Here is a 24,289-nt window from a genome sequence, read left to right as displayed (position 1 = left end):
ACCGCCCCGAGCGGCGCTCACCAAGGGATCGCCTCACATGCTGCACTACGCCGTCGTCTTCTTCGTCATCGCCGTCATCGCCGCGCTGCTGGGTTTCAGCGGCATCGCCGGCGCCGCCACCAACATCGCCTGGATCCTGTTCGTGGTGTTCCTGGTCCTGGGCGCGGTTTCGCTGCTGCGCGGCCGCCGGGCCTAGCGCTCGCGGCACCTTCCGGGGGGAGCGTCCCGGCGCAGCGCACCCCCGGTGGCGGCCGGTAGAATGCCGGCCATGTCCACGCCTCTCGATGCCCTCAAGCCGCTGGCCGGCCGTGCCCTGGAAACCGCACTGAACCGGGCGGTGGCGCTCGATCCCGATACCCGGGACGCGCTGTCGGCGATGGATGGCCGGCGTGTGTCGCTGGCACTGGAGGCACCGCCGCTGGCGCTGGACATCAGCGTCCATGGCGGCCACCTGCAGGTCGGCCCGCCGCTGCGCGAGGCGGACCTGGCCGTGCGCGGCACCCTCGGCGGGCTCCTGGGGCAGCTTCCGTTCTTCGCCGATGTAGCGCGCGGGCGCCCGTCCGGACGGCTGCATATGTCCGGCGACGCCGACCTGGCCCGCCGCCTGCAGCGGATGGCCGCCGGTTTCGACCCGGACTGGCAGCAGCCGTTCGTGGCCGCGTTCGGAGAAGTGATCGGCGTACAGGTGGCCAACGCCGCCGCCGCCGCCTTGCGCGGCGCGCGCAGAACCGCCGCCGGGCTGGCCCGCTCCGGTGCCGAGTACCTCACCGAGGAGGCGCGCGAGGTGGTGGCCGCCGCCGAGTTGTCCGCCTTCCACGACGACGTGGACGCGCTGCGCGACGATGTCGAACGGCTGGCCGCGCGCGTGGCCCGGCTGTCCGCCGCGGAGCGCATATCGTGAGGGCCGCGCTGCGCGCCTGGCGCATCGGCCGGGTGGTGTTGCGCTATCGCCTGGACGCGCTGCTCGACGGTACCGCCGCCGGGCGCTGGCTGCGCCTGGGCAAGCCGTTCGTGCCGCGCGCGGCGGCCGACGTGGCCGCGCGCCCGCGTGGCGCGCGCCTGCGCCTGGCGCTGCAGGAACTGGGGCCGATCTTCGTCAAGTTCGGGCAGATCCTTTCCACACGCCGCGACCTGCTGCCGGCGGACATCGCCGACGAGCTGGCCCTGCTGCAGGACCAGGTGGCGCCGTTCGACGGCGACGCGGCGCGCGCCATCGTCGAGCAGGCGCTGGGCCGGCCGGTGGCCGAGGCCTTTGCCGCGTTCGATACCGTGCCGCTGGCTTCGGCCTCGGTCGCCCAGGTGCACGCCGCGCGCCTGCACGGCGGCCGCGAGGTGGTGGTCAAGGTGCTGCGCCCCGGCATCGAGCGGCAGATCGACGCCGACCTTGCCCTGCTGCGTTCGCTGGCCGCCCTGGTCGAGCGCACCCATCCCAACGCCGACAAGATCCGCCCACAGGCGGTGGTGGCCGAGATCCAGGCCACCCTGGCCGCCGAGCTGGACCTGCAGCGCGAGGGCGCCAACGCCAGCGTGATGCGCAGGCTGTGGAAGGACTCCCCGGACTTGTACGTGCCCGAGGTGGTCTGGAGCCACACCGCGCAGCGGGCGCTGACCATGGAGCGGGTCAGTGGCATTCCCTCCGACGACATCGCCGCGCTGGACGCGGCCGGCATCGACCGCCGGGTGCTGGCGGCCAAGGGCGTGCGCGTGTTCTACACGCAGGTGTTCCGCGACAACTTCTTCCACGCCGACGCGCACGCCGGCAACATCTGGGTCGACGACGACCCGGCGCGGCGCGACGACCCGCGCTTCGTCGTGCTCGACTTCGGCATCGTCGGCCAGCTCTCGGCGCGGGACCAGTACTACCTGGCCGAGAACTTCATGGCCATCTTCCAGCAGGACTACCGCCGCATCGCGCAGTTGCACGTGGAGGCCGGCTGGATGCCGGCCACCGTGCGCATCGACGAGCTCGAGGCGGCCGCGCGCGCGGTGTGCGAGCCGTACTTCACCCGGCCGCTGAGCGAGGTCTCGCTGGCGCAGGTGCTGGCCAAGCTGTTCCGCACCGCGCAGCGCTACGAGCTGACCCTGCAGCCGCAACTGATCCTGCTGCAGAAGACCCTGCTCAACATCGAGGGCGTGGGCCGCCAGCTCGACCCGCGCCTGGACATCTGGGCGGTGGCCCGCCCGGTGCTCGAGCGCATCCTGCGCGAGCGCTACAGCCCGCGCCGGCTGCTGCGCGAACTGCGCACGCGCGCCCCGGAACTGATGACCCGCGCCCCGGACATGCCGCGCCTGCTGCACGCCTGGCTGGAACAGCAGGTGCAGGGCCGGCACGCGGTGGAGGTGCGCTCGCACGACCTGGCCGAACTGGCGCATGCGCTCAAGGTGATGCAGCGGCGTTCGGTGGCCGCCATCCTCGGCAGCGGCCTGCTGCTGGTGGCCGCGGTGCTGTACGCGCTGGAGGCCGGCGGCCCGCGGCTGCTGGGCGTGCCGGCATCGGCCTGGATCGCCGGGATCGGCGGCCTGTGGGCGCTGCTGGCGGCGCTGCCGCGGCGCTAGCGCGGGGATACCGCCCCCCTCCGTAGGAGCCGGCTTCAGTCGGCGGCATGCGCCGCATGCACAGGGTCGGCACATCGGCGGCGGTCGCCCGCCCCCCGGCCCCCGCATGGCGGCGCCGCATCGCCGGGCGCGGCCGCTAGGGCGCGGCCACGGCCTCCGGCACGTCCTCCACCGCCGCGGCGAAGTCGCCGGCGGCGATCGCGCTCAGCGCGTCCGGGCGCAGGTGGCGGCGGATGGCGGCATTGACCTGCTCCAGGGTGAGGGCGCGGTACGTGTCGTCCAGGTCGGCGGTGAAGCGCATCGTGCGGCCGAAGAACGACTGGTCGCGCAGCATCGCCGCGACGGTGGCGTCGCTGCCGCGGGCCTGCTCGCGCTCGGTCATCAGGCCGGACACGCCGTCGCGCAACTCCTCGGCGGTGATGCCGTCGGCCACCAGGCGGACCAGTTCCTCGCCGATGGCCGCCTGCACCCGGTCCATGTTCTGCGGCGCGGCGATGGCCTGGATGGCGAAGGCGCCCGCGTCGTCCTGTCCATCCAGGCTGTCGTCGGCGCTGAGCGCGCTGGAGACGCCGTAGCTCAGGCCCTCCTTCTGCCGGATGCGGTCGCCCAGCCGCGACTTCAGCGCGCCGCCGCCGAACACGCGGTTGGCCACGACCATGGCCGGGTAGTCCGCATCGGTGACCCGCAAGGCCAGGTTGTGCCGCGCCAGCAGCACGGCGTTGGGCTTGTCGGGTGCGGGCAGGCGCTCGCGCAGCGGGGCCACGTCGGTGTGGCGCGTGTCGATGGGCGCGTACGGGTGCGCGCTGCGCCAGCCGGCGAACAGCGCCTGCAACTGCGCCTGCATGGCCTCGGCGTCGAAGTCGCCGACGATGGCGATCTCGCCCTGCGCGGTGCCGTAGAAATCGCGGTGGAAGGCGACCAGGTCCTCGCGGGTGAGCGCGCGCACCTTGGCCAGCGATTCGTCCAGCGTGTCCACGTGCAGCGGGTGGCCGGCCGGCCACGGGTCGAAGTGCAGCGCCAGCGCCTGGCCGGCGATGCTGCCCGGTTCCTTGCGCGAGGCTTCCAGGCCGGTGATGGCCTGCAGCCGCAACTGCTCGAACTCGTCCTGCGGGAATGCCGGTTCGCGCAGCAGCGTGGCCATCAGCGCCAGCGCCTCGGGCAGGTGCTCGCGGCGGCTGAGCAGCGACAGGTCCGCACCCTGCAGGCCGCCGCCCACCCCGCCCTTGGTCTGCAGCGCTTCCAGGCGGCGGTCGATCTGCACCCGGTCCATGCCCTGCGAGCCGCGCATCAGCATCGCGCCGACCAGCCCCGCGACGTGGCCGCGCCCGGCCAGCGAGGCCGCGTCCCCGAACCGGAAGCTGCCGGTCGCCACTACCGTGCCGCCACGGGTGCGCTTGGGCAGCAGCGCCACCTTCAGGCCCTCGCCCAGGACGACGCGCCGGGTACGTGCCTCGATGTTGGCGGGGGTGGCCTCGAAGTGCTCGCCCGCATCCACCGCCTCCCGCCCCGCGTAGCCGGCCACCACGTCCGCCGCCGCCGGCGCGGACGGCACTTCCACGCGGTCGGGCGCGTCGGTGGGCACGAAGCGGGCCAGGGTGCGGTTGCTGGCGCGCAGGTAGGCCGACGCGACCCGGTTGACGTCCTCGGCCGTCACCGCGGCGATGGCGTCGCGGCTGGTGAACAGCAGCCGCCAGTCGCCGGCGGCGATGGACTCGGACAAGCCCATGCCCACCGCGTTGACGTCGGTGAAGTACAGCGCGTAGTCGTTGGCCAGGCGTTGCCGCGCCTGGGCCGTCTCCTCCTCGGTGACCGGCTGCGCGGCGATGCCCTCCAGTTGCGCGAGCAGCGCCTCCTGCGCCCGCTGCGGGTCGCCCTCCCTCGGCTGCACCGCCACCGCGGTGAGCAGACCCGGCGCGGCGCGCGCCTCGGCGCTGGCGCCGATGCCGGCGGCGATGTGCGGTTCCACCAGCGCCCGGTGCAGGCGGCCGCCGGGCGTGTGGCCCAGCACCTGGACCAGCACGGCCAAGGCGGCGCTGTCGGCATGGGCGCGGGCGGGAATGTGGTACGCGGCGGCGACCAGGCGCAGGTCGCCGCTGCGGCGCACGGTGACCTCGCGCTCGCCGTCCTGCGCCGGCTCCACGGTCGGCGCCTGCGGCAGCGCGGCGGTGGGTTTGCGCAGCGGCCCGAACGCGGCGCGCACCTGGCCCAGCACGGCCGCCGGGTCGATCCGGCCGGCGATCACCAAGGTGGCGTTGTCGGGGCGGTACCAGGTGCGGTAGAAGGCGCGCAGCCGGCCGATGTCCATGGCCTCCACGTCGGAGCGCGCGCCGATGGTGGAGCGGCCGTAGGCATGCCACAGGAACGCGGTGGAGCGCAGGCGCTGGATGAGCACGGCGGACGGATTGTTCTCGCCGGCTTCCAGTTCGTTGCGGACCACGGTCATCTCGCTGTCCAGGTCGGACTGCGCAAGGCGCGAGTCGACCATGCGGTCGGCCTCCATGCGCAATACCCATGCCAGAGTGTCCTCGCTGGCCGGGAACGAGGCGAAGTAGCTGGTGCGGTCCAGCGAGGTGGTGGCGTTGAAGGCGATGCCGCGGCGCTTCATTTCCCCGCTGATGTCGGCGTGGGCCGGCGTGCCCTTGAACAGCAGGTGTTCGAGCAGGTGGGCCATGCCGGTCTGGCCGTGGTCCTCGTGCGCGGAGCCGACGCCGTAGACCAGGTTGACGGTGACCGCCGGCTTGGTCGGGTCGGGGAACAGCAGCACGCGCAGGCCGTTGTCCAGGGTGTATTCGCTGATGCCCTCGATGCTGGGGCCGGCGGTCATGCCCTTCGGCGGCGCGGGAGCCTGCGCCGCGGCCGGGACGGCCGACAGCGCAAGTGCGAAGGCCAGTGCGAATGCGAGAATCGGTCGGGTGGGAATCATCCGTGGTTTCCATGGGCAGGCATGGGCAAGCCCGTCGCCCGACAGTTTCGCAGATGCCGCCCAGCGGCGCGGAGAGGATGCATGCGGTTGCCGGTGCTGTACGAGGACGCGTGGCTGGCGGTGGTGGACAAGCCCGCCGGGCTGATGGTGCACGACAGCGTGCTGGCCGCCGGCGAGACCGACTTCGCCGCCGACCGCCTGCGCGCGCAGTTCGGCCGTCCGATCCATCTGGTCCACCGCCTGGACCGCGCCACCAGCGGCTGCCTGCTGCTGGCCTTCGACCGCGAGGCCGCCTCGGCACTGGGCAGGGCGGTGATGGCCCAGCGCCTGCACAAGCGCTATCTGGCGGTGTGCCGCGGCTGGCCGGAACAGGACTTCGCCATCGACCACCCGCTCGACGGCGGGCCGGGCAAGCCGCAGAAGAAGGAGGCGGTCACGCGCTTCCGCAGGCTGGCGACCGGCGAGCTGGAGGTGCCCGCCTCCGGCTTCCCCACCTCGCGCTACGCGCTGCTGGAGTGCGCGCCGCAGACCGGCCGCTTCCGCCAGATCCGCCGCCACCTCAAGCACGCCTCCCACCACCTGATCGGCGATACCAGCCACGGCGACGGCCGCCACAACCGCATCTTCCGCATGCGCGGCGTGCACCGGATGCTGCTGCATGCGTGGGTGCTGGGCTTCCCGCATCCGCACGACGGCCGCGCGCTGCGGGTGCAGGCGCCGCTGGACGCCGAGTACGGCAGGGCGCTGGACCTGTTCGGTTGGCAGCCGCCTTCGCCGCTGTAGGAGCGGGCCCGACCGCGACCCGGCGCCCGCGTCCCCGGCGCCCAGGTTCGCCAGCGGGCCGGGCACGTACATACAATCGTTCCATGCCCGCCGACGCACTCATCATCAGCCCCGGCCTGGCGATTCCCGAAGCGGAGATCGTCGAGCGCTTCGTGCGCGCCAGCGGCGCCGGCGGGCAGAACGTCAACAAGGTCTCCAGCGCGGTGGAGCTGCGCTTCGACGTCGCCGGCTCGCCCTCGCTGCCGGAAGCCCTGCGCGCCCGGCTGCTGGCGCGGCGCGATCGCCGCCTCACCGACGAGGGCGTGCTGGTGATCGACGCCCAGCGCTTCCGTACCCAGGACCGCAACCGCCAGGATGCACGCGAGCGGCTGGCCGCCTTCGTCGCCGCCGGGCTGTCGGTGCCCAAGCCGCGCATCCAGACCAAGCCCACGCGCGGCTCCCAGCAGCGCCGCCTGCAGGGCAAGCGCGAGCGCAGCCAGATCAAGCGCGGGCGCAGCACGCGCGGCTGGGACTGACGCCATGGCCGCGCGCGCGCCGCTGCTGCCGGCGATCCCGCCGAGCATGCCGCAGGTCGGGCGCCAGCACCGCCTCTCCCGCTGGATCGGTCGCAGCGTGCTGCGCGTGGGCGGCTGGCGCGTGGCCGGCACCCTGCCGGATGTGCCCAGGCTGGTGCTGATCGCCGCGCCGCATTCGTCCAATTGGGACGGGGTGTGGGGCATGGCCGCCAAGCTGGCGCTGGGCTTCGACGTGCGCGTGCTGGGCAAGGACTCGCTGTTCTGGTGGCCGCTGTCGCCGCTGCTGCACCGGCTTGGGGTGATCCCGGTGGACCGCAGCCGGCCGCAGGGCGTGGTGGAGCAGGCGGTGGAGATGATCCGCGACTCGCCGCGGATGTGGTTCGCGCTCACGCCCGAGGGCACGCGCAGCCGGGTCGCGCGGTGGAAGAGCGGCTTCTGGAAGATCGCCGACGCGGCGCAGGTGCCGGTGCTGATGGCGTACTTCCATTATCCGGAGAGGACCATCGGCATCGGCCCGCTGTTCCGCACCACCGGCGACATGCAGGCCGACATGGCGGCTATCCGCGCGTGGTACCGGCCGTGGATGGGCAGGAACCGCGGCACGGTCTGAACGTGCGCGTCGCCGCGATCGCGGGGCGGATTGGCCGCAGGCGCCGGCCGGCTGCATGCCGCGGCGCCTGGCGGGCGAGGGCGCCGGAAGCCCCGGGTCTCTTTTTCGCCTGCCTGCCGGTGACCGGGGCCGCCTGTGCCGGCACACGCCGGGTGCCGCAGCGGCCGTCTTCCCCCGCTGAGCCGTACGAGGAGGCTATGGGTCGGCCGGGTCGGGATCGGCGGATGCCCCGGACGCACCCCTGCGGCCCAGGGACATGCCTGCACCCGCACCGGCGCCCGCGGCCATTCCTCCTCCGCCACCGCCACCGCGTCCACCGCCACCGCCCTTGTCGCCCTCGCCCTTCTTGCCGCCGCCGGCGACCACCACCCGCAGCGGGCCCTGGTTGGGAACGGAAAGGTCCGGCGGGATCGGCTCCAGGTCCAGCGCCTGGCGGATGAAGCCGCGCAGGGACGCCACCAGCGCCGCGGTCTGGATGCTGCGCCCGGCGACCATGTCGTCGGCGGCCCGCGCGGCCAGGCGCACCTGTTCCTCGGTGCCGAGCAGGATCACGTCCGACAGCGCGGCCTCGACCGCGTCGCGGATGCGGCGCCGGCGTTCGGCGCCGGTGCCCGCCGGCTCTTCGTCGTCGGCGGGCGCTTGCGCCGTGTCGGTACCGCGCAGCCGGTCGCGCAGGTGGCGGGGATCGACCCCCAGTTCGCCGGTGAACGAGCCGCCCAGGGTCTTGTAGGCGGCGATCAGTGTCTTCAGGCGTTCGTTGATCTGGCGGTTCTCACGCTCGCGCCGGCGCTGCAGGGTCTGCATGAACACCAGGCGGATGCCGATCGCCACCAGCGATACCAGCACCAGCCCGAGCACGGTGGTGAGCAGGGAGGACCAGGAGCTGAAGTCGAGGAAGCTGCGCATGCGGGCCGCTGCGAGGGGCGAGGCCGCCACGATAGCGCGCGCGCATGCAACGGGCCGCCGGGCCGGCTCCCGAGGACGGTGCGGCCCGGCGGTTCAGCGCTCCGAATGCCCGCTCTGGTCGTACTCGCGCGGCGCCAGCAGGTCCGGCTTGATCAGGGCGATGAAGGCGCGCGCCTGCGGCGAGAGCACCCGGCCCTTGCGCACCACCACGCCGTAGGTGCGCGAGGGGAAGAAGGCGGCCAGCGAGCGCGAGGCCAGGCGGTCGCGGTCAGCCTCGCCCAGGCAGATGGACGGCACGATCGACACGCCCATGCCCATGGCCACGTACTGCTTGATCACGTCCCAGCCGCTGACTTCCAGCGCCGCGGTGTACGGCACCCGGTTCTGCTGCAGCACCAGGTCCACCAGGCGCCAGGTGATCTGCCGCTTGGGCGGCAGGATCAGCGGGTGCTCGGCCAGGTCCTGCAGGGACAGGCGCGGCTTCCGCAGCAGCGGGTGGCCGGGCGGGGCGATCAGCAACTGCTCGAAGCGGTAGGCCGCCTCGTAGCTCAGGTCCGCGGGCACGTCCAGCAGGGTGCCCACCACCAGTTCCACCGCATCCTCGCGCAGCAGGTCGGTGCCCTCGCTGGTGACCACGTTGTGCAGGGCCAGGCGCACCTCCGGGTGCCTGGCGCGGAACGCCTCCACGATTCTGGGCAGCAGGTAGAGGATGGTCGATCCGTTGGCGGCGATCCTCAGCTCGCCCGCGTCCAGGCCGCGGACCCGGTCGCGGAAGGCCGCTTCCAGCCCGTCGAGCTGCTCCACGAGCGGCAGCGCCATCTCGTACAGCACCTCGCCCTGGCGGGTGGGCGCCAGGCGGCGTCCGTTGCGCTCCAGCAGCGGCACGCCCAGGTCGCGCTCCAGCGCCTGCAACTGCAGGCTGATGGCCGGCTGGCTGACGAAAAGCGCTTCCGCGGCCCGCGATACCGAGCCCAGGCGCACCGTCTGGCAGAACGCCCGCAACGGCTTGAGCCGGTCGGATTTATAGGAAAAACGGGGGCTTGCGGGCGCCGGCACGGGAGTTGTGCCTATATATTAGTGAAACTTATGCAATACATTGACAAAACTGTTTTGTCAAATAGTTTGCCGCACTGCAGCGTGGGCTCCCGAACCAAGCCGCTCAGGAGCCTGCCATGTCCCCCACCGCCGCCGCCGCGACTTCCATCCCGCCGCCCCGTCCCGCCGGCCGCTTCGCCGCCGTGGCCGCCGTCCCGCGTCCTTCGGTCGGGCTTGCGCTGACCGAGCGCGTCGCCGGCCAGGAGCGGTTGCTGCCGGCGCCGCTGCTGGGCCTGCTGGTGTCCCTGCACCGCGCCATCGAACCGGAGCGCCGTGCCTGCCTGGCCGCGCGCCGCGAGCGCCAGGCCTTCTTCGACGCCGGCGGCCTGCCGGACTTCCGCGCCGACACCGCCGCCATCCGCCAGGACGACTGGAAGGTCGCGCCGATCCCGCGCGCGCTGCGCGACCGTCGCGTGGAGATCACCGGGCCGACCGACCCGAAGATGGTGATCAACGCGCTGAACTCCGGCGCGCAGTGCTACATGGCCGACTTCGAGGATTCCACCGCGCCGACCTGGCGCAACCTGCTGGCCGGCCAGCGCGCCCTGGCCGCGGCGGTGGACGGCACCCTGGCGTACACCGCCGGCGACGGCCGCCAATACCGCCTGCGCCCGTACGACGATCGCGCGGTGCTGATCGTGCGCCCGCGCGGCTGGCACCTGGACGAGAAGCACGTGCGGGTGGATGGCGAGCCGATCGCCGCGGGCCTGTTCGACATGGCCGTGTTCGCCTGGCACAACGCGCGCACGCTGACGGCCAACGACCGCGGCCCGTACTTCTACCTGCCCAAGCTGCAGAGCATGGAGGAGGCGGCGCTGTGGGAGGCCGCGCTGGCGCACGCCGAGGCGATGCTGGGCCTGCCGCACGGGCAGATGAAGGTCACCGTGCTGGTCGAGACCCTGCCGGCGGTCTTCGAGATGGACGAGATCCTGCACGCACTGAAGGACCGCGTCGTCGGCCTGAACTGCGGGCGCTGGGACTACATCTTCTCCTACCTGAAGACCTTCCGCGCCCATGCCGACAAGGTGCTGCCCGAGCGCGGCCAGGTGACCATGGCCCAGCCGTTCCTGAAGGCCTATTCGGAACTGCTGATCCGCACCTGCCACCATCGCGGTGCGCACGCCATGGGCGGCATGGCCGCGCAGATCCCGATCGCCGGCGACGAGACGGCCAACGCCCGGGCGATGGCGCGGGTGAGCGCGGACAAGCTGCGCGAGGTCGCCGCCGGCCACGACGGCACCTGGGTGGCACACCCGGCGCTGATCCCGGTGGCGCGGTCGATCTTCGACGCGCACATGCCCACGCCCAACCAGCACCACGTGCTGCGGCAGGACGTGCACGTCACCCGCGACGACCTGATCCGTCCCAGCGAGGGCACCATCACCCGCGCCGGGTTCGAGAACAACGTCGAGGTCTGCGTGCGCTACCTGGCCGCGTGGCTGGACGGCAACGGCTGCGTGCCGATCCACGGGATGATGGAGGACGCGGCCACCGCCGAGATCGCCCGCGCCCAGTTGTGGCAGTGGCTGCACCTGTCCGACCCGCGCGGCCGCCACGCCGAGGGCCGCCCGGTGCACCTGGACGACGGCACGGCGATCGACTTCGCCCTGTTCGAGCAGGCCCTGGCCGCGCTGCCGGGCCGGCTGGGCGATACCGCCGCGCTGCCGGGCGGCGCGCGCATCGCCGAGGCCACCGCCCTGCTCGACGCGCTGACCCGCGCCTGCCACCTGGTCGAGTTCCTGACCCTGCCGGCCTACGCGCGGATCGATTGACCGACCGTCGCGATCCCGTCCCTCCGGGATCGCGGTGGAAGGCCCTTGCAGGAGTCGGCTGAAGCCGGCTCCTACGGAAGAACCCCCTCTTCGCCACGACCCCCGCCCCATGGAGAACCGCCATGACCCCGCTGAAGACCGCCGAGCAGATCCAGCACGAATGGAACACCGACCCGCGCTGGGCCGGCATCGCCCGCACCTACACCGCCGCCGACGTGGTGCGCCTGCGCGGCACCGTCCCGGTCGAGCATTCCATCGCCCGGCTGGGCGCGCAGAAGCTGTGGAAGTCCCTGCACACCGAGGACTTCGTCAACGCCCTGGGCGCGCTGACCGGCAACCAGGCCATGCAGCAGGTCAAGGCCGGGCTGAAGGCGATCTACCTGTCCGGCTGGCAGGTGGCCGCCGACGCCAACCTGGCCGGTCAGATGTACCCGGACCAGTCGCTGTACCCGGCCGACTCGGTGCCGGCGGTGGTCCGCCGGATCAACAATGCGCTGCTGCGCGCCGACCAGTTGCAGCATGCGGAAACGAAGGCGAGCGGGAGCGGCGAACCGATCGACTTCCTGCAGCCGATCGTGGCCGACGCCGAGGCCGGCTTCGGCGGCGTGCTCAACGCCTTCGAGCTGATGAAGGCGATGATCGAGGCCGGCGCGGCCGGCGTGCACTTCGAGGACCAACTGGCCTCGGTGAAGAAGTGCGGGCACATGGGCGGCAAGGTGCTGGTGCCGACCCGCGAGGCGGTGGAGAAGCTCAACGCCGCGCGCCTGGCGAGCGACGTGATGGGCGTGCCGACGATCCTGGTCGCGCGCACCGACGCCGAGGCCGCCGACCTGCTGACCTCGGACATCGACGACAACGACCGGCCGTTCGCCACCGGCGAGCGCACCGTCGAAGGCTTCTACAAGGTCCGCAACGGCCTGGAGCAGTCGATCAGCCGCGGCCTGGCCTACGCGCCCTACGCCGACCTGGTCTGGTGCGAGACCGGCAGGCCGGACCTGGAGTTCGCCCGCAAGTTCGCCGAGGCGATCCATGCCAAGTACCCGGGCAAGCTGCTGGCCTACAACTGCTCGCCCAGCTTCAACTGGAAGAAGAACCTGGACGACGCGGCCATCGCCAGGTTCCAGAAGGAGATCGCGGCCTACGGCTACCGGTTCCAGTTCATCACCCTGGCCGGCTTCCACGCGCTGAACTACTCCATGTTCAACCTGGCCCACGGCTACGCGCGCCGCCAAATGAGCGCCTTCGTCGAGCTGCAGGAGGCCGAGTTCGCCGCCGCCGGCAAGGGCTTCACCGCGGTCAAGCACCAGCGCGAGGTCGGCACCGGCTACTTCGACGCGGTGACCCAGGCCATCCAGCAAGGCCAGTCCTCGACCACCGCCCTGGCCGGCTCGACCGAGGAAGCGCAGTTCCACGACCGCGCCGCGGCCTGACGCGGGTGGAGGCCCTCCACCGGCGCATGCGCCGGCGGGGGGAGGGGGCGGAGTTCCCGCTTCGGCGCCGTCCGCCACCGGACGTCCGGTGTCCGCCCAAGGGGCGGAAGGGACCGTTCATCGCATGTTGGCTGAGATGCCGGTCACAAAACGAAGGGAATGGTATCGTTGGCGATTGGCCTGGAAGGGGACCAGGCAGGGGTGCGGGATGGAAATCGACGCCATGCAGCGCGGTGTCCGGGACGGAGCCGGCCAGGACGCCGGCGGCAGCGGCGCGGCGGAGGTGCTGGCCGCGCGCGAGTTCGACCTGTTCGCCACGGTCGGACGCGAGCGCGTGGTCCACGCCGGCGAGCGCATCTTCCGGCGCGGCGATCTCGGCGAGGTCATGTACCTGGTCGCCGAAGGCCGGATCGAGCTGGACTCCGGCGGCGACCTGCCGGTCAAGCACCTCGGCCCGCAGGAGTTCTTCGGCGAACTGGGCCTGCTGATCGGCGAGCACACCCGCGGCGCCGACGCGGTGGCCGTCGGCGACGGCCGCCTGGTGGAACTGGGCCAGGCCGGTTTCCAGCGCCTGCTGGAGCGCGACCCGGTGCTGGTGGCGCAGTTCCTGCGCCGCTCGATCACCCGGGTGGTGCTCAACGAGCAGAACCTCATCCGCCAGTTGCGGCGCCGCAACCAGGACCTGGAGGCGGCCCTGGACAACCTCCACGTCACCACCCACCAGCTCAGCCGCACCGAGGCGCTGATCCGCATCGACGAGCTCACCGGCCTGTACAACCGCCGCGGCCTGGCCCTGCACCTGCAGGAGCGCCGCGCGCTCGCGGCCGGCGCCGGCATGGGCCTGCTGCTGGTGGACTGCGACCGCTTCAAGCAAGTCAACGACGACCACGGCCACCTGGTGGGCGACCGCGTGCTGCAGAACATCGCCGGCATCCTGCGCTCGGTCGCCGGCACCGACGACTTCCCCTGCCGCCTGGGCGGCGACGAGTTCTGCCTGCTGGTCAGTGCCCAGCAGCGCGAGGACGTCATGCGCTACGCGGAATTCGTCATCGCCACCACCCGCAGCCTGCTGCGGCTGCAACAGGCGGTGCCGACCATCTGCGCGGTCAGCGTGGGCGCCTGCCTGGTCGATCCGGAAGGCGACTGGAACGACTGGTACGCGCGCGCCGACGCGGCCCTGTACGAGGCCAAGCGCCAGGGCGGCAACCGCGTGCACTGGGTCGACGAGGCCGATGCGCCGCCGGCGGACTGAAAGCGGCCACGGCGCCCGCCCGGTGCGCCGCCGGCATGCGCGGCCCGCCTATGTTCCGGGGCTGGGCGCCGGCATCCGGTAGCCCAGCGCCTCGGCCAGGTGCGCGGTGGCGATGGCGGGGCTGGCGTCCAGGTCGGCGATGGTGCGGGCCACGCGCAGTACCCGGTGCAGGCTGCGCGCGGTCAACTGCAGGCGTTCGCCGGCCTGTTCGAGCAGGCCCAGGTCGGCGGCGTCCAGGCGGCAGGCCTCGGCCAGCCCGGCCTGTTCGAGCTGGGCATTGAGGCGGCCGCCGCGGTCGCGCTGGCGTCGGCGGGCCGCCTGTACCCGGGCGCGGATGGCCCGGCTGGATTCGCCGGGCGGCGCGTCGGGCCGCAGCAGGGCCGGCGGCAGCCGGGCCATGGCCAGATGCAGGTCGATCCGGTCCAGCAGCGGCCCGGACAGCCGGCCCCAGTAGCGGCGGACCATGTCCGGGGAGCAGCGGCAGCGGCCCGACGGGTCGCCGGCCCAGCCGCAGGGGCAGGGGTTCATCGCCGCGACGAGCTGGAAGCGCGCGGGGAACTCGGCGCTGCGCGCGGCCCGGGAGACGGTGATGCGGCCCGATTCCAGCGGCTCGCGCAGCACTTCCAGCGCGGCGCGGCTCCATTCGGGCAGTTCGTCCAGGAACAGCACACCGTTGTGCGCCAGCGAGATCTCCCCCGGCCGCGGCGGGCTGCCGCCGCCGGCCAGGGCCACGGCGCTGGCGCCATGATGCGGGCTGCGCCAGGGGCGCTGGCGCCAGCGGGCCGGGTCCAGCCCGCGGCCGCTGATGGAGGCCACCGCCGCCGTCTCCAGCGCCTCGGCCTCGGAAGCCTCCGGCAACAGGCCGGGCAGACGCGTGGCCAGCAGGGTCTTGCCGCAGCCGGGCGGGCCGCTCATCAGCAGGTGGTGGCCGCCGGCCGCGGCCACCTCCAGCGCGCGCCGTGCCTGGGCCTGGCCGCGCACGTCGGCCATGTCGGGGGCGTCGGGCGGCGCGGTGGCGGCATGCGCCCGGGCGCGCGGCAGCGCGGTGCGCCCGCCCAGGCCGGCGCAGGCTTCCAGCAGGGTGCGGGCGACATAGGCCTCGGCCCCGCCCGCCAGCCCGGCCTCGGCGCCGCTGCCGGCCGGGACCACCAGGCGGCGGCCGTCGCGCGCGGCGGCCAGCACCGCCGGCAGCACGCCGTCGACCGGGCGCAGCTCGCCGGTCAGGCCCAGTTCGCCGAGGAACTCGCAACCGGCCAGGGCGTCGCGGTCGATCTGGCCGCTGGCGGCGAGGATGCCCAGGGCGATGGGCAGGTCGAAGCGGCCGCCGTCCTTGGGCAGGTCGGCCGGGGCCAGGTTGATGGTGATGCGCCGCTGCGGGTACTCGAACCGCGCGCACAGGATGGCCGCGCGCACGCGGTCGCGCGATTCGCGTACCGCCGCGGCCGGCAGGCCGACGATCTGGGTGCTGGGCAGGCCGCCGGAGAGGTGGACCTCGACCTGGACCGGCGGGGCCTGGATGCCGGACCGGGCGCGGCTGTGCACCAGCGCCAGGCTCATGGCCGGCCGGTCAGTGCGGGTCGCGGTCGTGCGGCCGGACGCCGGGCTCGCCGGGCCGCGCCTCCCATGCCTGCATCGCGCGCTCCAGCGCTTCGAGCTTCTCGCGGGTGCGCAGCAGCACCGCGCGCTGCACCTCGAACTCCTCGCGGGTCACCAGGTCCAGCCGGGCCAGACCGGCCTGCAGCACGGCGCGGAAGCCGGCCTGGAGTTCCTCGCCCGATTCGCGCAGCCCCGGCGGGACCAGGTCGCTCAGGCGGCGGGCGAGGTCGTCGATATGGTTGAGGTCGATCATGGGCATTCCTCCGGCGGAACGGGCAGTCTGCGCCGGCGGCAGGGCGCGCCGGCATCGGGACAGGCCGCCCCGCGCCGTCGGGAAAATCCGATCTCGGCGCGCGCATTGAACCGGAGCGGGAGGGGCCTGACAAGCGCGCCTCGCGTTATCCTGTGCGTCCCGCAACCACCGCATCGTTGGAGACCCGCCGGATGAAGATGATCATGGCCGTGATCAAGCCGTTCAAGCTGGACGACGTGCGCGAAGCACTGGCCAGCCAGGGCATCGCCGGCATCACCGTCACCGAGGTCAAGGGCTTCGGCCGGCAGAAGGGCCATACTGAGCTGTACCGCGGCGCCGAGTACGTGGTCGACTTCCTGCCCAAGGTGAAGGTCGAGGTGGCGGTGACCGACGATCAGGTCGAAGGCGTGGTCGAGGCCATCGTCAAGTCGGCCGGCACCGGCAAGATCGGCGACGGCAAGGTGTTCGTGTACGACCTGGGCCGGGTGGTGCGCATCCGCACCGGGGAAGTGGACGCCGACGCGCTCTGAGCGCGCGGCGCTCCCGCCGGGCGGCCGTCAGCGGCTGCGCAGCCGGCGGTACAGGCGCTTCCAGCCGTCGCGCACGGCCGTCACCCAGCGCGGGTCGGCCAGCACCGTGGACAGGTATTCGCCGGGCGCGCGCCCGGTCAGGCGCTGCTCGATCTTGAAGGCGTTGGCCAGGTCGCCGCGGCGCAGTTCGCGCAGCAGCGGCGCGTTGCGCATCCAGCGCGGCAGCCGCAGCGAGGCGGTGAAGTCCAGCAGCACCACCCGGTCGCCGTCCACCATGACGTTGGCCGGGTGCAGGTCGTTGTGGGTGATGCCGTTGGCGTGCAGGTGCGCCACCGCGCCGCGCAGGCGGCGGAAGGTTTCATCGTCGACTTGCGCCTCGGTGCCCAGCGGCTGGCCGGGGACGAACTCCATGGCCAGCGCCAGCCCGCCGACGATGCCCAGCAGCACCGGCGCGTGCGCCCAGCCGCGCAGGCGGCGCAGCGTGCGCGCCTCGCGCCGCACCAGCAGCCGCGCCACCGGGGCCAGCATCGTGCGCCGGTAGCGGCCGTAGTCCTTCATCACGGTGGGGACGTCGTGCAGGCAGGTGACGTAGACGTCGGGCTCGAGCAGGCGTTCGCCGCGCTTGAGCAGCCGCGCATTGTCGGGGGATGCGGCCGGGAGCCGGCCGGCCAGGGTCAGGGGCAGATGCATTGGCGAATGGGTTCCGGCGTGGCGACGAGCCGCGGCCGGAAACGGATGACGTAGGGGAGGAAAGCCTACGGCCCGCGGCGGCGCCGATTGACGCCACCCGGCCGTTGGTGTGTTGCACGGCGGCAACACTTGTTGAATTTTCGTGAATCCGGGCCGTCTTGGGCCCGCATCGCCGGCTCGCCAGTCGACTGGCGTTCAGCCTCGGGCGCAGGTTTCGCCCAGCGCCTGCGCCACGAACGGCGGGGCCACCAGCACGCCGTGGTGCAGGTGCGCGCTGTAGTAGTGGGTGGGAAAGCCCTTGGCCGCCGCGTCGCCGTCGCGGAAGGCGAAGTCCCGGCCCTTGCGGGCCATCGTCACGCTCCACCAGCCGGTGGGATAGCACGGCTGCGGGAACGGCAGGGTCTTGAAGGTGGAGAAGCCCGCCTTGCCCATTTCCGAGCGCATGGCCTTGATCAGTTCGAGCTGGGCCAGCGGCGATTCGGATTGCTGCACCAGGATGCCGTCGTCCTTCAGCGCGCGGTAGCAGCTTTCGTAGAACGACCGGTTGAACAGGCCCTCGGCCGGGCCGACCGGATCGGTGGAGTCCACGATCACCACGTCCACGCTGCCGGCCGGGCACTGGGCCATGTAGGCCACGCCGTCGTCGAACAGCAGCTCGGCGCGCGGATCGCCGTTGGATTGGCACAGTTCGGGGAAGTGCTTCTCGGCCATGCGCGTGACCTGCTCGTCGATGTCGCACTGGGTCGCGCGCTCCACGCCCGGGTGCCTGAGCACTTCGCGCAGGGTGCCGCAGTCGCCGCCGCCGATGATCACCACCCGCTTCGGGTCGGCGTGGGTGAACAGCGCGGGGTGGGCGATCATCTCGTGGTACAGGAAGTTGTCGCGGCTGGTGAGCATCACCGCGCCGTCGATCAGCATCAGGTTGCCCCAGTCGGTGGTCCGGTACACCTCGATCTTCTGGAACGGCGAGCGCACCTCGTCCAGCTTGGCCTCCACGCGGTAGCCGATGGCCGATCCGGTCGGCTCGAAACGCTCGATGTACCAGTTGTCCAGGGGGGTCATGGCTGTCCTCGGTGGGGCTCGGGGGGCGGCGCGGGCGGCCTTCGCGGCACGCGCCGGTCTTCGCCGTGGCCCAAGGCCGGCGGCGGAGGGCGCGCATTGTAACGGAGCATCGTGAACCGCAGCGGTAGAATGCGCGTCCTTTCCGCCTCCCGAGCCGCATGCCGATGAGCGACTGGTCCGCCGACCACGCCCGCAAGACCTGGTCCATCCCGCACTGGTCCGACGGCTATTTCGACGTGGCCGACGGCCGCATGCAGGTGCTGCCGCGCGGCGCGGAAGGTCCCTCGCTGGCGCTGCCGGCGCTGGTGGAGGCCGCGCGCGCGCAGGGCATGCAACTGCCGCTGCTGCTGCGCTTCCCCGACATCCTCGGCGACCGCCTGGGCCGGCTGCAGGCCGCCTTCGCCCAGGCCATGGCCGAGTGGGACTACGCCGGCGGCTATACCGCGGTGTACCCGATCAAGGTCAACCAGCATCGCAGCGTCGCCGGCACCCTGGCCGGCCACCATGGCGAGGGCTTCGGCCTGGAGGCGGGCAGCAAGCCGGAACTGATGGCGGTGCTGGCGCTGTCGCGCCCGGGCGGCCTGATCGTCTGCAACGGCTACAAGGACCGCGAGTACATCCGCCTGGCCCTGATCGGCCGCAAGCTCGGGCTGGAGACCTTCATCGTCATCGAGAAGCCCTCCGAGCTGGCCCTGGTGCTGGAGGAGGCGCGCGCCCTCGGCGTACAGCCGGGCCTGGGCGTGCGCATGCGCCTGGCCTCGCTGGGCGCGGGCAAGTGGCAGAACAGCGGCGGCGACAAGGCCAAGTTCGGCCTGTCCCCGCGCCAGTTGCTGGACCTGTGGAAGGCGCTGCGCGAAATCGGCATGACCGACTGCCTGCAACTGCTGCACTTCCACATGGGCTCGCAGATCTCCAACGTGCGCGACATCGCCAACGGCATGCGCGAGGCGGTGCGCTACTTCAGCGAACTCTCGCGCCTGGGCGCGAAGGTGCGCTACATGGACGTGGGCGGCGGCCTGGGCATCGACTACGAGGGCACCCGCTCGCGCAGCGAGTGCTCGATCAACTACGGCCTGAGCCAGTACGCGTCCAACATCGTCCAGCCCCTGGCCGAGGCCTGCGCGCAGCAGGGCCTGGTGCCGCCGCGCATCGTCACCGAGTGCGGCCGCGCCATGACCGCCCACCACGCCGTGCTGGTGGCCAACACCATCGAGGTGGAGGCCGCGCCGGAGGGCCGCGTGCCCGATGCCCACGACGACGAGCCGGCCGCCATCCGCCACCTGCGCGAGCTGCACGCCGACCTGGACCGGCGCCCGGCGCTGGAGCTGTACCACGAGGCCCTGCACTTCCACGCCGAGGGCCTGGCCGCCTACGCCCTGGGCCAGATCGACCTGCCGCAGCGCGCCCGCGTGGACGACCTGTTCTACGCCCTGGCCCATGGCGTGCGCGTGCGCCTGGACATGAGCGAGCGCAACCACCGCGCGGTGCTGGACGAACTCAACGACCGCCTGGTGGACAAGTATTTCGTCAACTTCAGCGTGTTCGAGTCCATCCCCGACGCCTGGGCGATCGGCCAGGTGTTCCCGATCGTGCCGATCGAGCGCCTGGACGAGGCGCCGGACCGGCGCGGCGTGATCGCCGACATGACCTGCGACTCCGACGGCACGGTCAAGACCTACGTGGAGAACGGCGGCCTGGACACCTCGCTGCCGCTGCATTCGGTGCGCCACGGCGAGGGCTACCGGATCGGCATCTTCCTGATCGGCGCCTACCAGGAGATCCTGGGCGACATCCACAATCTGTTCGGCGACACCGACGCGGTGGAAGTGCGGCTCACCGCCGGCGGCGGCTACGCGCTGGCCCAGCAGCGTCGCGGCGACACCACCGACGTGATGCTGGACTACGTGGGCTACCGCCTGGACGACCTGCGCACGATCTACGCCCAACGCGTGCGCGAGGCCGGGCTGCCGCAGGAGCAGGCGCAGGCCATCGCCGCGACGCTGGAGGCGGGGCTGACCGGCTATACCTATCTTTCGGATGCGACGCCGGACTGAGCGCGCGCGGCCAGCGCGTGCGGATGGCTTGCGACCGCTTTGCTGGAGGCCGGCTTCAGCCGGCGACCGCCATGCATGCGCGTCGGCACCCCCGCGTATGCCGCACATGCCGCCGGCCGAAGCCGGCTCCCGCCGAGGGAAGCGTCCTTAGCCGCGGTGGACCTGGAACCCGGCGAAGCTCTGGCTCACCGGCATGATCTCCAGGCGGTTGATGTTCAAGTGCGGCGGCAGGGTGGCCACGTAGTGGATCTGCTCGGCGATGTCCTCGGCGGTCATCGGCGAGGCGTCCCTGTACAGCGCGTCGGAGGCGGCCTGGTTGCCGTGGGTGCGCACCACGGTGAACTCGGTTTCGGCCATGCCCGGCTCGATCGTGGTCACCCGCACGCCGGTGCCGTGCAGGTCGGTGCGCAGGTTCAGCGAGAACTGGCTGACGAAGGCCTTGGTGCCGCCGTACACGTTGCCGCCGGGATACGGATACACGCCGGCCACCGAGCTGACGTTGACGATCGCGCCCTTGCGCGCGACCAGCGCCGGCAGCAGGCGATGGGTCAGGGTCACCAGCGCGGTGATGTTGGTGTCGATCATCGTGCGCCAGTCGTCCAGGCTGGCCTGCTGCGCCGGCGCGGTGCCCAGGGCCAGGCCGGCGTTGTTGACCAGCACGTCGATGCCGGCGAAGCCTTCCGGCAACGCCGCCAGCGCCGCTTCCATCGCCGCCGTGTCGCGCACGTCGAACGCGGCCGGGTGCACGTTCGCCGCGCCCAGTTCCTCGACCAGCGCCTGCAGGCGCTCGGCGCGGCGGCCGGTGGCCACGACCTTCCAGCCCGCGGCGACGAAGCGGCGCGCGGCCGCCAGGCCGAAGCCGGAGGTGGCGCCGGTGATGAAGGCGGTGTGGGTCATGCGTGCTGCGCTCCTGTAGGGGACGGTGCGGAGGTCCGCCGGCGTCGGTACCGGGTGGACGTGGCCGGGCGCGCGGGCGTCACTGGGCCCGGATCGCCATCGCCTGGAGGCCGCCGTCGGCCAGCTTGCGCTTGGCCTCGGCCAGTTCGCTGGCGGTGCCGTAGGGCCCCATGCGCACGCGGTAGACGGCCCTGCCGTCGGCCTGGCCGGATTCGACCCGGGCGCTGAGGCCGAGCAGGGCGATCCGGGCCTTGACCTGTTCGGCATCGCCCGAGGCGCCGAAGGCGCCGGCCTGGAGGATGTAGCGCGCACCGTCGGTGGATGCCGCGGCGGTGGCCGACGGTGTCGCGGCCACGGCCGCCGCGCCGGCCTGGACCGCCGCCGCGGTTCCGGTTCCGGCATCGGCCGGCGCCGGGGCGGTGCCCGTGCGGCCCTCCAGGGCGTCGCGCGCGCGCCGGGCCTCGGCCTGCTCGCGGCGGGCCTGTTCCTCGCGCGCGCTGGCGGCCAGCTCGGCGTCGGACATGCGTACCTCGTTGCCCGGCAGCACCGTGTAGAAATCGTATTGGGGCACCGCCGGCGCCGGCGCGTCGGCCGCGGGCGTCTCGGCGATGGCCTCGCTGTCGGCGATGGGCGCGGGCTGCGCGTCCGGGTTGGCGCGCGGGCCGAAACGGACGAAGCCGTCGCCGCTGCCGCCCTTGAACAGCCCCGGCACCGCCAGGAACACCACCGCGCCGATGGCCAGCCCGGCCACCAGCCAGATCCACGCCGGGCGGCCGCCGTTGCCGTTGCGCCGCGCCTGGCTCCTGCCCCGTCTTGCCGCCATTCCAGCCTTCTCCGTCGTTTTCAGTGCGCGATCGCGCGGCGCGTCACATCCGCTCCGGCGCGCTCACGCCGAGCAGGTCCAGGCCGTTGGCCAGCACCTGGCGCACCGCCAGGGCCAGGCCCAGGCGCGCGTCGCGCAGGTCGGCCCCTTCCACCAGCACCGGCGTGTTGCCGTACCACGTGTGGAAAGCATAGGCCAGTTCGCGCAGGTACTGGGCCACCTGGTGCGGTTCCAGCGACTGACCGGCCATCTCGACCGTCTCCGGCCAGCGCGACAGCTCCACCATCAGCGCCAGCGAGCCTTCGTCGTCCAGCCTGGCCAGGTTCGCCAGCGCGTTGGCCGGGTCGTGGGCGTAGCCCTTCTCGGCGGCCTGGCGCAGCAGGCTGGCCACGCGGGCGTGCGCGTACTGCACGTAGAACACCGGGTTGTCGTTGCTCTGCTGGCGGGCCAGGTCGATGTCGAACACCAACTGCGAGTCGGGCTTGCGCGCGATCAGGAACCAGCGCGTCGCGTCGCGGCCGGCCTCCTCGATCAGGTCGCGCAGGGTCAGGTAGCTGCCGGCGCGCTTGGACAGCTTCACTTCCTCGCCGCCGCGCATGACCGTGACCATCTGGTGCAGCACGTATTCCGGCCAGCCCCGGGGGATGCCGACGTCCAGCGCCTGCAGGCCGGCCCTCACCCGGGCCAGGCTGCCGTGGTGGTCGGCGCCCAGCTCGGTGATCGCGCGCTCGTAGCCGCGCTGCCACTTGCTCAGGTGGTAGGCCACGTCCGGCACGAAGTAGGTGTAGCTGCCGTCGGACTTGCGCATGACGCGGTCCTTGTCGTCGCCGAAGTCGGTGGACTTCAGCCACAGCGCGCCGCCTTCCTCGTAGGTGTGGCCCTTGGCGGCGAGCTCGCGCACGGTCTCCTCCACCTTGCCCTCGGTGTACAGCGAGCTTTCGAGGAAGTAGATGTCGAAGTCCACGCCGAAGGCGGCCAGGTCGCGGTTCTGCTCGTCGCGCAGCCAGGCCACCGCGAAGCGGCGGATCGCGTCCAGGTCCTGCGCATCGCCGGCGCCGACGATGGTGTGGCCCTCGATCCGCACCGCCTCGCCGCCCAGGTAGGCGTCGGCCACGTCCTGGATGTAGTCGCCGTTGTAGGCCTCCGCCGGCCAGTCGGCGTCGCCGGGCTTGAGCCCGCGCGCGCGCGCCTGGGTCGAGCGGGCCAGGTTGTCGATCTGCACGCCGGCGTCGTTGTAGTAGAACTCGCGCTTGACGCTCCAGCCGTTGGCGTCCAGCAGGCGCGCGATGCAGTCGCCGATGGCCGCGGCACGGCCGTGGCCCACGTGCAGCGGGCCGGTCGGGTTGGCCGAGACGTACTCCACGCCGGCGGTGCGGCCCTGGCCGGAGGTGTTGCGGCCGTACTCGGCGCCGTGGCGCAGCGCGGCGGCGACCTCGCGCTGCCAGGCGGCCGGGGCCAGGTGGAAGTTGATGAAGCCCGGCCCGGCGATCTCCACCCGGGCCACGTCCTCGCTGGCCGGCAGCGCCGCGACCAGCGCCTGGGCCAGTGCGCGCGGGTTGCTGCGCGCGGCCTTGGCCAGCAGCATCGCCGCGTTGGTGGCGAAGTCGCCGTGCTCGCGGGTCTTGGGCCGCTCGACGACGAAATCGGGGACGGCCGCGTCGGCGGGCAGGGTGCCGGCGGCACGCAGCGCTTCGATGCCCTGGGCGACCAGGGCGCTGAGGAGGGTTTTCACTCGGGGGGGTGGATTCGTGCGATCGGGCCGGGCATTTTAACCGCTCCGCCCGGCCCGGGCCGGAAGGGGCCGTCAGACCAGGCCCTGGGCGGCCATCGACACCGGCTCGCCGTCGCCGACCACGAAGTGGTCCAGCAGCCGCACCTCCACCAGCGACAGCGCTTGCTTGAGCCGCAGGGTGACGGCGCGGTCGGCGGCGGAAGGGGCGCTGCAGCCGGACGGGTGGTTGTGGCCCACGATCACCGCCGCGGCGTTGTGCGCCAGCGCGCGGCGCACGATCTCGCGCGGATGCACCTCGGCGCTGTCGATGGTGCCGTGGAACACTTCCTCGAAGGCCAGCGCGCGATGCCGCGTGTCCAGGAACAGCGCCGCGAACACCTCGTGCGCGTGGGGACGCAGGCGGCGGGCGAAATAGCGGCCGGCGGCCACCGGGTCGGTCAACGCATCGCCGCGCTCCAGCGCCGCCGCCAGGTGCCGGTTGCCCAGTTCCAGCGCGGCGGCCAGCAGGCAGGCGCGGGCCGGGCCCAGGCCGGGCAGGCGCGCGAGGTCGGCGGGGCGGAGGTCCAGCAGGGTGCGCAGCGGGCCGTGGCCGGCGAGCAGGTCGCGCGAGGTGCGCACCGCGTCGCGGCCCTTGGTGCCCGAACCGAGGAAGATCGCCAGGAGCTCGGCATCGGACAGCACGCCGGCGCCGCGGGCCAGCAGTTTCTCGCGGGGACGCTCGGTGCTGGGCCAGTCGCGGATGTGCATGGCCGCAGGATGCAGGGCCGTGGCCGGCGCGGGGATCGGAGCATCGCGGCGCGGGGAGTAGGC

At 72.8% G+C, this 24,289-nt stretch carries 22 protein-coding genes; 11 read left to right on the top strand and 11 right to left on the bottom strand.

Features of this window, described 5'->3' with window-relative positions:
- The first annotated feature begins 37 nt into the window (after positions 1-37).
- From HNR76_RS09630 to ubiB, 3 genes are all read left to right on the top strand, one after another.
- Complete coding sequence (locus tag HNR76_RS09630; protein WP_162310627.1) at positions 38-196, top strand: DUF1328 domain-containing protein; 159 nt, start codon at positions 38-40, stop codon at positions 194-196.
- Between the two features lie 72 nt (positions 197-268).
- Entirely contained in the window at positions 269-901 is a 633-nt protein-coding gene (locus tag HNR76_RS09625) for a ubiquinone biosynthesis accessory factor UbiJ (protein ID WP_162310628.1), read from the top strand.
- The gene (gene ubiB, locus HNR76_RS09620; RefSeq protein ID WP_162310629.1) at positions 898-2,556 is read left to right on the top strand and encodes a ubiquinone biosynthesis regulatory protein kinase UbiB; all 1,659 of its coding nucleotides are present in this window, start codon (positions 898-900) and stop codon (positions 2,554-2,556) included. Before HNR76_RS09625 ends, ubiB begins: the two co-directional genes overlap by 4 nt.
- A 136-nt stretch (positions 2,557-2,692) precedes the next feature.
- On the opposite strand, the gene HNR76_RS09615 is transcribed toward ubiB, so the two are convergent.
- Positions 2,693-5,479 (bottom strand): M16 family metallopeptidase, encoded by a 2,787-nt coding sequence (locus HNR76_RS09615; RefSeq protein ID WP_162310630.1) that lies wholly within the window; start codon positions 5,477-5,479, stop codon positions 2,693-2,695.
- Positions 5,480-5,560: 81 nt separating this feature from the next.
- On the opposite strand from HNR76_RS09615, the gene HNR76_RS09610 reads away from it, so the two are divergent.
- The 3 genes from HNR76_RS09610 to HNR76_RS09600 all read left to right on the top strand — a co-directional run bounded on the left by HNR76_RS09610 (position 5,561) and on the right by HNR76_RS09600 (position 7,387).
- The gene (locus HNR76_RS09610; protein ID WP_162310631.1) at positions 5,561-6,262 is read left to right on the top strand and encodes a pseudouridine synthase; all 702 of its coding nucleotides are present in this window, start codon (positions 5,561-5,563) and stop codon (positions 6,260-6,262) included.
- 83 nt (positions 6,263-6,345) lie between these two features.
- Positions 6,346-6,777 (top strand): alternative ribosome rescue aminoacyl-tRNA hydrolase ArfB, encoded by a 432-nt coding sequence (gene arfB / locus HNR76_RS09605; protein ID WP_162310632.1) that lies wholly within the window; start codon positions 6,346-6,348, stop codon positions 6,775-6,777.
- A gap of 4 nt (positions 6,778-6,781) precedes the next feature.
- On the top strand, positions 6,782-7,387 hold the full coding sequence (locus HNR76_RS09600; RefSeq protein ID WP_162310633.1) for a lysophospholipid acyltransferase family protein: 606 nt from the start codon (positions 6,782-6,784) through the stop codon (positions 7,385-7,387).
- 195 nt (positions 7,388-7,582) lie between these two features.
- Here HNR76_RS09600 and HNR76_RS09595 read toward each other — a convergent pair whose 3' ends face one another.
- Together HNR76_RS09595 and HNR76_RS09590 are read right to left on the bottom strand one after the other, a co-directional pair.
- Entirely contained in the window at positions 7,583-8,293 is a 711-nt protein-coding gene (locus HNR76_RS09595) for a hypothetical protein (RefSeq protein ID WP_162310634.1), read from the bottom strand.
- Between the two features lie 93 nt (positions 8,294-8,386).
- Positions 8,387-9,349, bottom strand: a complete 963-nt coding sequence (locus tag HNR76_RS09590; RefSeq protein WP_162310635.1) for a LysR family transcriptional regulator — start codon at positions 9,347-9,349, stop codon at positions 8,387-8,389.
- A 116-nt stretch (positions 9,350-9,465) separates the two neighbouring features.
- Here HNR76_RS09590 and aceB point away from each other — a divergent pair, with 116 nt between their 5' ends.
- The 3 genes from aceB to HNR76_RS09575 all read left to right on the top strand — a co-directional run bounded on the left by aceB (position 9,466) and on the right by HNR76_RS09575 (position 13,842).
- Positions 9,466-11,160 (top strand): malate synthase A, encoded by a 1,695-nt coding sequence (gene aceB / locus HNR76_RS09585; protein WP_162310636.1) that lies wholly within the window; start codon positions 9,466-9,468, stop codon positions 11,158-11,160.
- A gap of 122 nt (positions 11,161-11,282) precedes the next feature.
- A complete protein-coding gene (gene aceA, locus HNR76_RS09580) occupies positions 11,283-12,590 on the top strand; it encodes an isocitrate lyase (protein WP_162310637.1) in 1,308 nt (435 codons plus the stop codon).
- A gap of 223 nt (positions 12,591-12,813) precedes the next feature.
- Positions 12,814-13,842 carry a GGDEF domain-containing protein gene (locus tag HNR76_RS09575; protein WP_246429088.1) on the top strand — a complete coding sequence of 343 codons (1,029 nt, stop codon included), beginning with the start codon at positions 12,814-12,816 and terminating at the stop codon, positions 13,840-13,842.
- A 48-nt stretch (positions 13,843-13,890) separates the two neighbouring features.
- Here the strand turns inward: HNR76_RS09575 and HNR76_RS09570 are convergent, their stop codons facing one another.
- On the bottom strand, positions 13,891-15,399 hold the full coding sequence (locus HNR76_RS09570) for a YifB family Mg chelatase-like AAA ATPase (protein WP_162310639.1): 1,509 nt from the start codon (positions 15,397-15,399) through the stop codon (positions 13,891-13,893).
- 10 nt (positions 15,400-15,409) lie between these two features.
- Positions 15,410-15,691: a ubiquinone biosynthesis accessory factor UbiK gene (gene ubiK / locus HNR76_RS09565; protein ID WP_162310640.1), complete on the bottom strand. Its 282-nt coding sequence runs from the start codon at positions 15,689-15,691 to the stop codon at positions 15,410-15,412.
- A 191-nt stretch (positions 15,692-15,882) separates the two neighbouring features.
- Between ubiK and HNR76_RS09560 the strand changes: the two genes are divergently transcribed.
- Positions 15,883-16,221, top strand: coding sequence for a P-II family nitrogen regulator (locus HNR76_RS09560; protein ID WP_162310641.1), 339 nt, complete (start codon positions 15,883-15,885; stop codon positions 16,219-16,221).
- Positions 16,222-16,248: 27 nt separating this feature from the next.
- Here HNR76_RS09560 and HNR76_RS09555 read toward each other — a convergent pair whose 3' ends face one another.
- The gene (locus HNR76_RS09555; protein WP_162310642.1) at positions 16,249-16,911 is read right to left on the bottom strand and encodes an RIO1 family regulatory kinase/ATPase domain-containing protein; all 663 of its coding nucleotides are present in this window, start codon (positions 16,909-16,911) and stop codon (positions 16,249-16,251) included.
- Between the two features lie 195 nt (positions 16,912-17,106).
- A complete protein-coding gene (speE, locus tag HNR76_RS09550) occupies positions 17,107-17,973 on the bottom strand; it encodes a polyamine aminopropyltransferase (protein ID WP_162310643.1) in 867 nt (288 codons plus the stop codon).
- A 164-nt stretch (positions 17,974-18,137) separates the two neighbouring features.
- Between speE and speA the strand changes: the two genes are divergently transcribed.
- A complete protein-coding gene (gene speA, locus HNR76_RS09545; RefSeq protein ID WP_162310644.1) occupies positions 18,138-20,027 on the top strand; it encodes an arginine decarboxylase in 1,890 nt (629 codons plus the stop codon).
- Between the two features lie 147 nt (positions 20,028-20,174).
- Here speA and HNR76_RS09540 read toward each other — a convergent pair whose 3' ends face one another.
- From HNR76_RS09540 to radC, 4 genes are all read right to left on the bottom strand, one after another.
- Positions 20,175-20,924, bottom strand: coding sequence for an SDR family NAD(P)-dependent oxidoreductase (locus HNR76_RS09540; protein ID WP_162310645.1), 750 nt, complete (start codon positions 20,922-20,924; stop codon positions 20,175-20,177).
- Between the two features lie 79 nt (positions 20,925-21,003).
- On the bottom strand, positions 21,004-21,747 hold the full coding sequence (locus tag HNR76_RS09535; protein WP_162310646.1) for an SPOR domain-containing protein: 744 nt from the start codon (positions 21,745-21,747) through the stop codon (positions 21,004-21,006).
- A gap of 43 nt (positions 21,748-21,790) precedes the next feature.
- Positions 21,791-23,479: an arginine--tRNA ligase gene (gene argS, locus HNR76_RS09530; protein WP_162310647.1), complete on the bottom strand. Its 1,689-nt coding sequence runs from the start codon at positions 23,477-23,479 to the stop codon at positions 21,791-21,793.
- 72 nt (positions 23,480-23,551) lie between these two features.
- Positions 23,552-24,226, bottom strand: coding sequence for a RadC family protein (gene radC, locus HNR76_RS09525; protein ID WP_162310648.1), 675 nt, complete (start codon positions 24,224-24,226; stop codon positions 23,552-23,554).
- Positions 24,227-24,289: the final 63 nt, after the last annotated feature.

The organism is Pseudoxanthomonas broegbernensis, from assembly GCF_014202435.1.
Classification (GTDB): domain Bacteria; phylum Pseudomonadota; class Gammaproteobacteria; order Xanthomonadales; family Xanthomonadaceae; genus Pseudoxanthomonas; species Pseudoxanthomonas broegbernensis.
This window is presented reverse-complemented; position numbering and strand designations above follow the sequence as displayed.

Bases quoted from the DNA above. Each gene is read 5' to 3' on its own strand.
- HNR76_RS09630 (WP_162310627.1), top strand. From the start codon at position 38: ATGCTGCACTACGCCGTCGTCTTCTTCGTCATCGCCGTCATCGCCGCG.
- HNR76_RS09625 (WP_162310628.1), top strand. From the start codon at position 269: ATGTCCACGCCTCTCGATGCCCTCAAGCCGCTGGCCGGCCGTGCCCTG.
- HNR76_RS09615 (WP_162310630.1), bottom strand. From the start codon at position 5,479: ATGATTCCCACCCGACCGATTCTCGCATTCGCACTGGCCTTCGCACTT.
- HNR76_RS09610 (WP_162310631.1), top strand. From the start codon at position 5,561: ATGCGGTTGCCGGTGCTGTACGAGGACGCGTGGCTGGCGGTGGTGGAC.
- arfB (WP_162310632.1), top strand. From the start codon at position 6,346: ATGCCCGCCGACGCACTCATCATCAGCCCCGGCCTGGCGATTCCCGAA.
- HNR76_RS09600 (WP_162310633.1), top strand. From the start codon at position 6,782: ATGGCCGCGCGCGCGCCGCTGCTGCCGGCGATCCCGCCGAGCATGCCG.
- HNR76_RS09595 (WP_162310634.1), bottom strand. From the start codon at position 8,293: ATGCGCAGCTTCCTCGACTTCAGCTCCTGGTCCTCCCTGCTCACCACC.
- aceB (WP_162310636.1), top strand. From the start codon at position 9,466: ATGTCCCCCACCGCCGCCGCCGCGACTTCCATCCCGCCGCCCCGTCCC.
- aceA (WP_162310637.1), top strand. From the start codon at position 11,283: ATGACCCCGCTGAAGACCGCCGAGCAGATCCAGCACGAATGGAACACC.
- HNR76_RS09575 (WP_246429088.1), top strand. From the start codon at position 12,814: ATGCAGCGCGGTGTCCGGGACGGAGCCGGCCAGGACGCCGGCGGCAGC.
- HNR76_RS09570 (WP_162310639.1), bottom strand. From the start codon at position 15,399: ATGAGCCTGGCGCTGGTGCACAGCCGCGCCCGGTCCGGCATCCAGGCC.
- ubiK (WP_162310640.1), bottom strand. From the start codon at position 15,691: ATGATCGACCTCAACCATATCGACGACCTCGCCCGCCGCCTGAGCGAC.
- HNR76_RS09560 (WP_162310641.1), top strand. From the start codon at position 15,883: ATGAAGATGATCATGGCCGTGATCAAGCCGTTCAAGCTGGACGACGTG.
- HNR76_RS09555 (WP_162310642.1), bottom strand. From the start codon at position 16,911: ATGCATCTGCCCCTGACCCTGGCCGGCCGGCTCCCGGCCGCATCCCCC.
- speE (WP_162310643.1), bottom strand. From the start codon at position 17,973: ATGACCCCCCTGGACAACTGGTACATCGAGCGTTTCGAGCCGACCGGA.
- speA (WP_162310644.1), top strand. From the start codon at position 18,138: ATGAGCGACTGGTCCGCCGACCACGCCCGCAAGACCTGGTCCATCCCG.
- HNR76_RS09540 (WP_162310645.1), bottom strand. From the start codon at position 20,924: ATGACCCACACCGCCTTCATCACCGGCGCCACCTCCGGCTTCGGCCTG.
- HNR76_RS09535 (WP_162310646.1), bottom strand. From the start codon at position 21,747: ATGGCGGCAAGACGGGGCAGGAGCCAGGCGCGGCGCAACGGCAACGGC.
- radC (WP_162310648.1), bottom strand. From the start codon at position 24,226: ATGCACATCCGCGACTGGCCCAGCACCGAGCGTCCCCGCGAGAAACTG.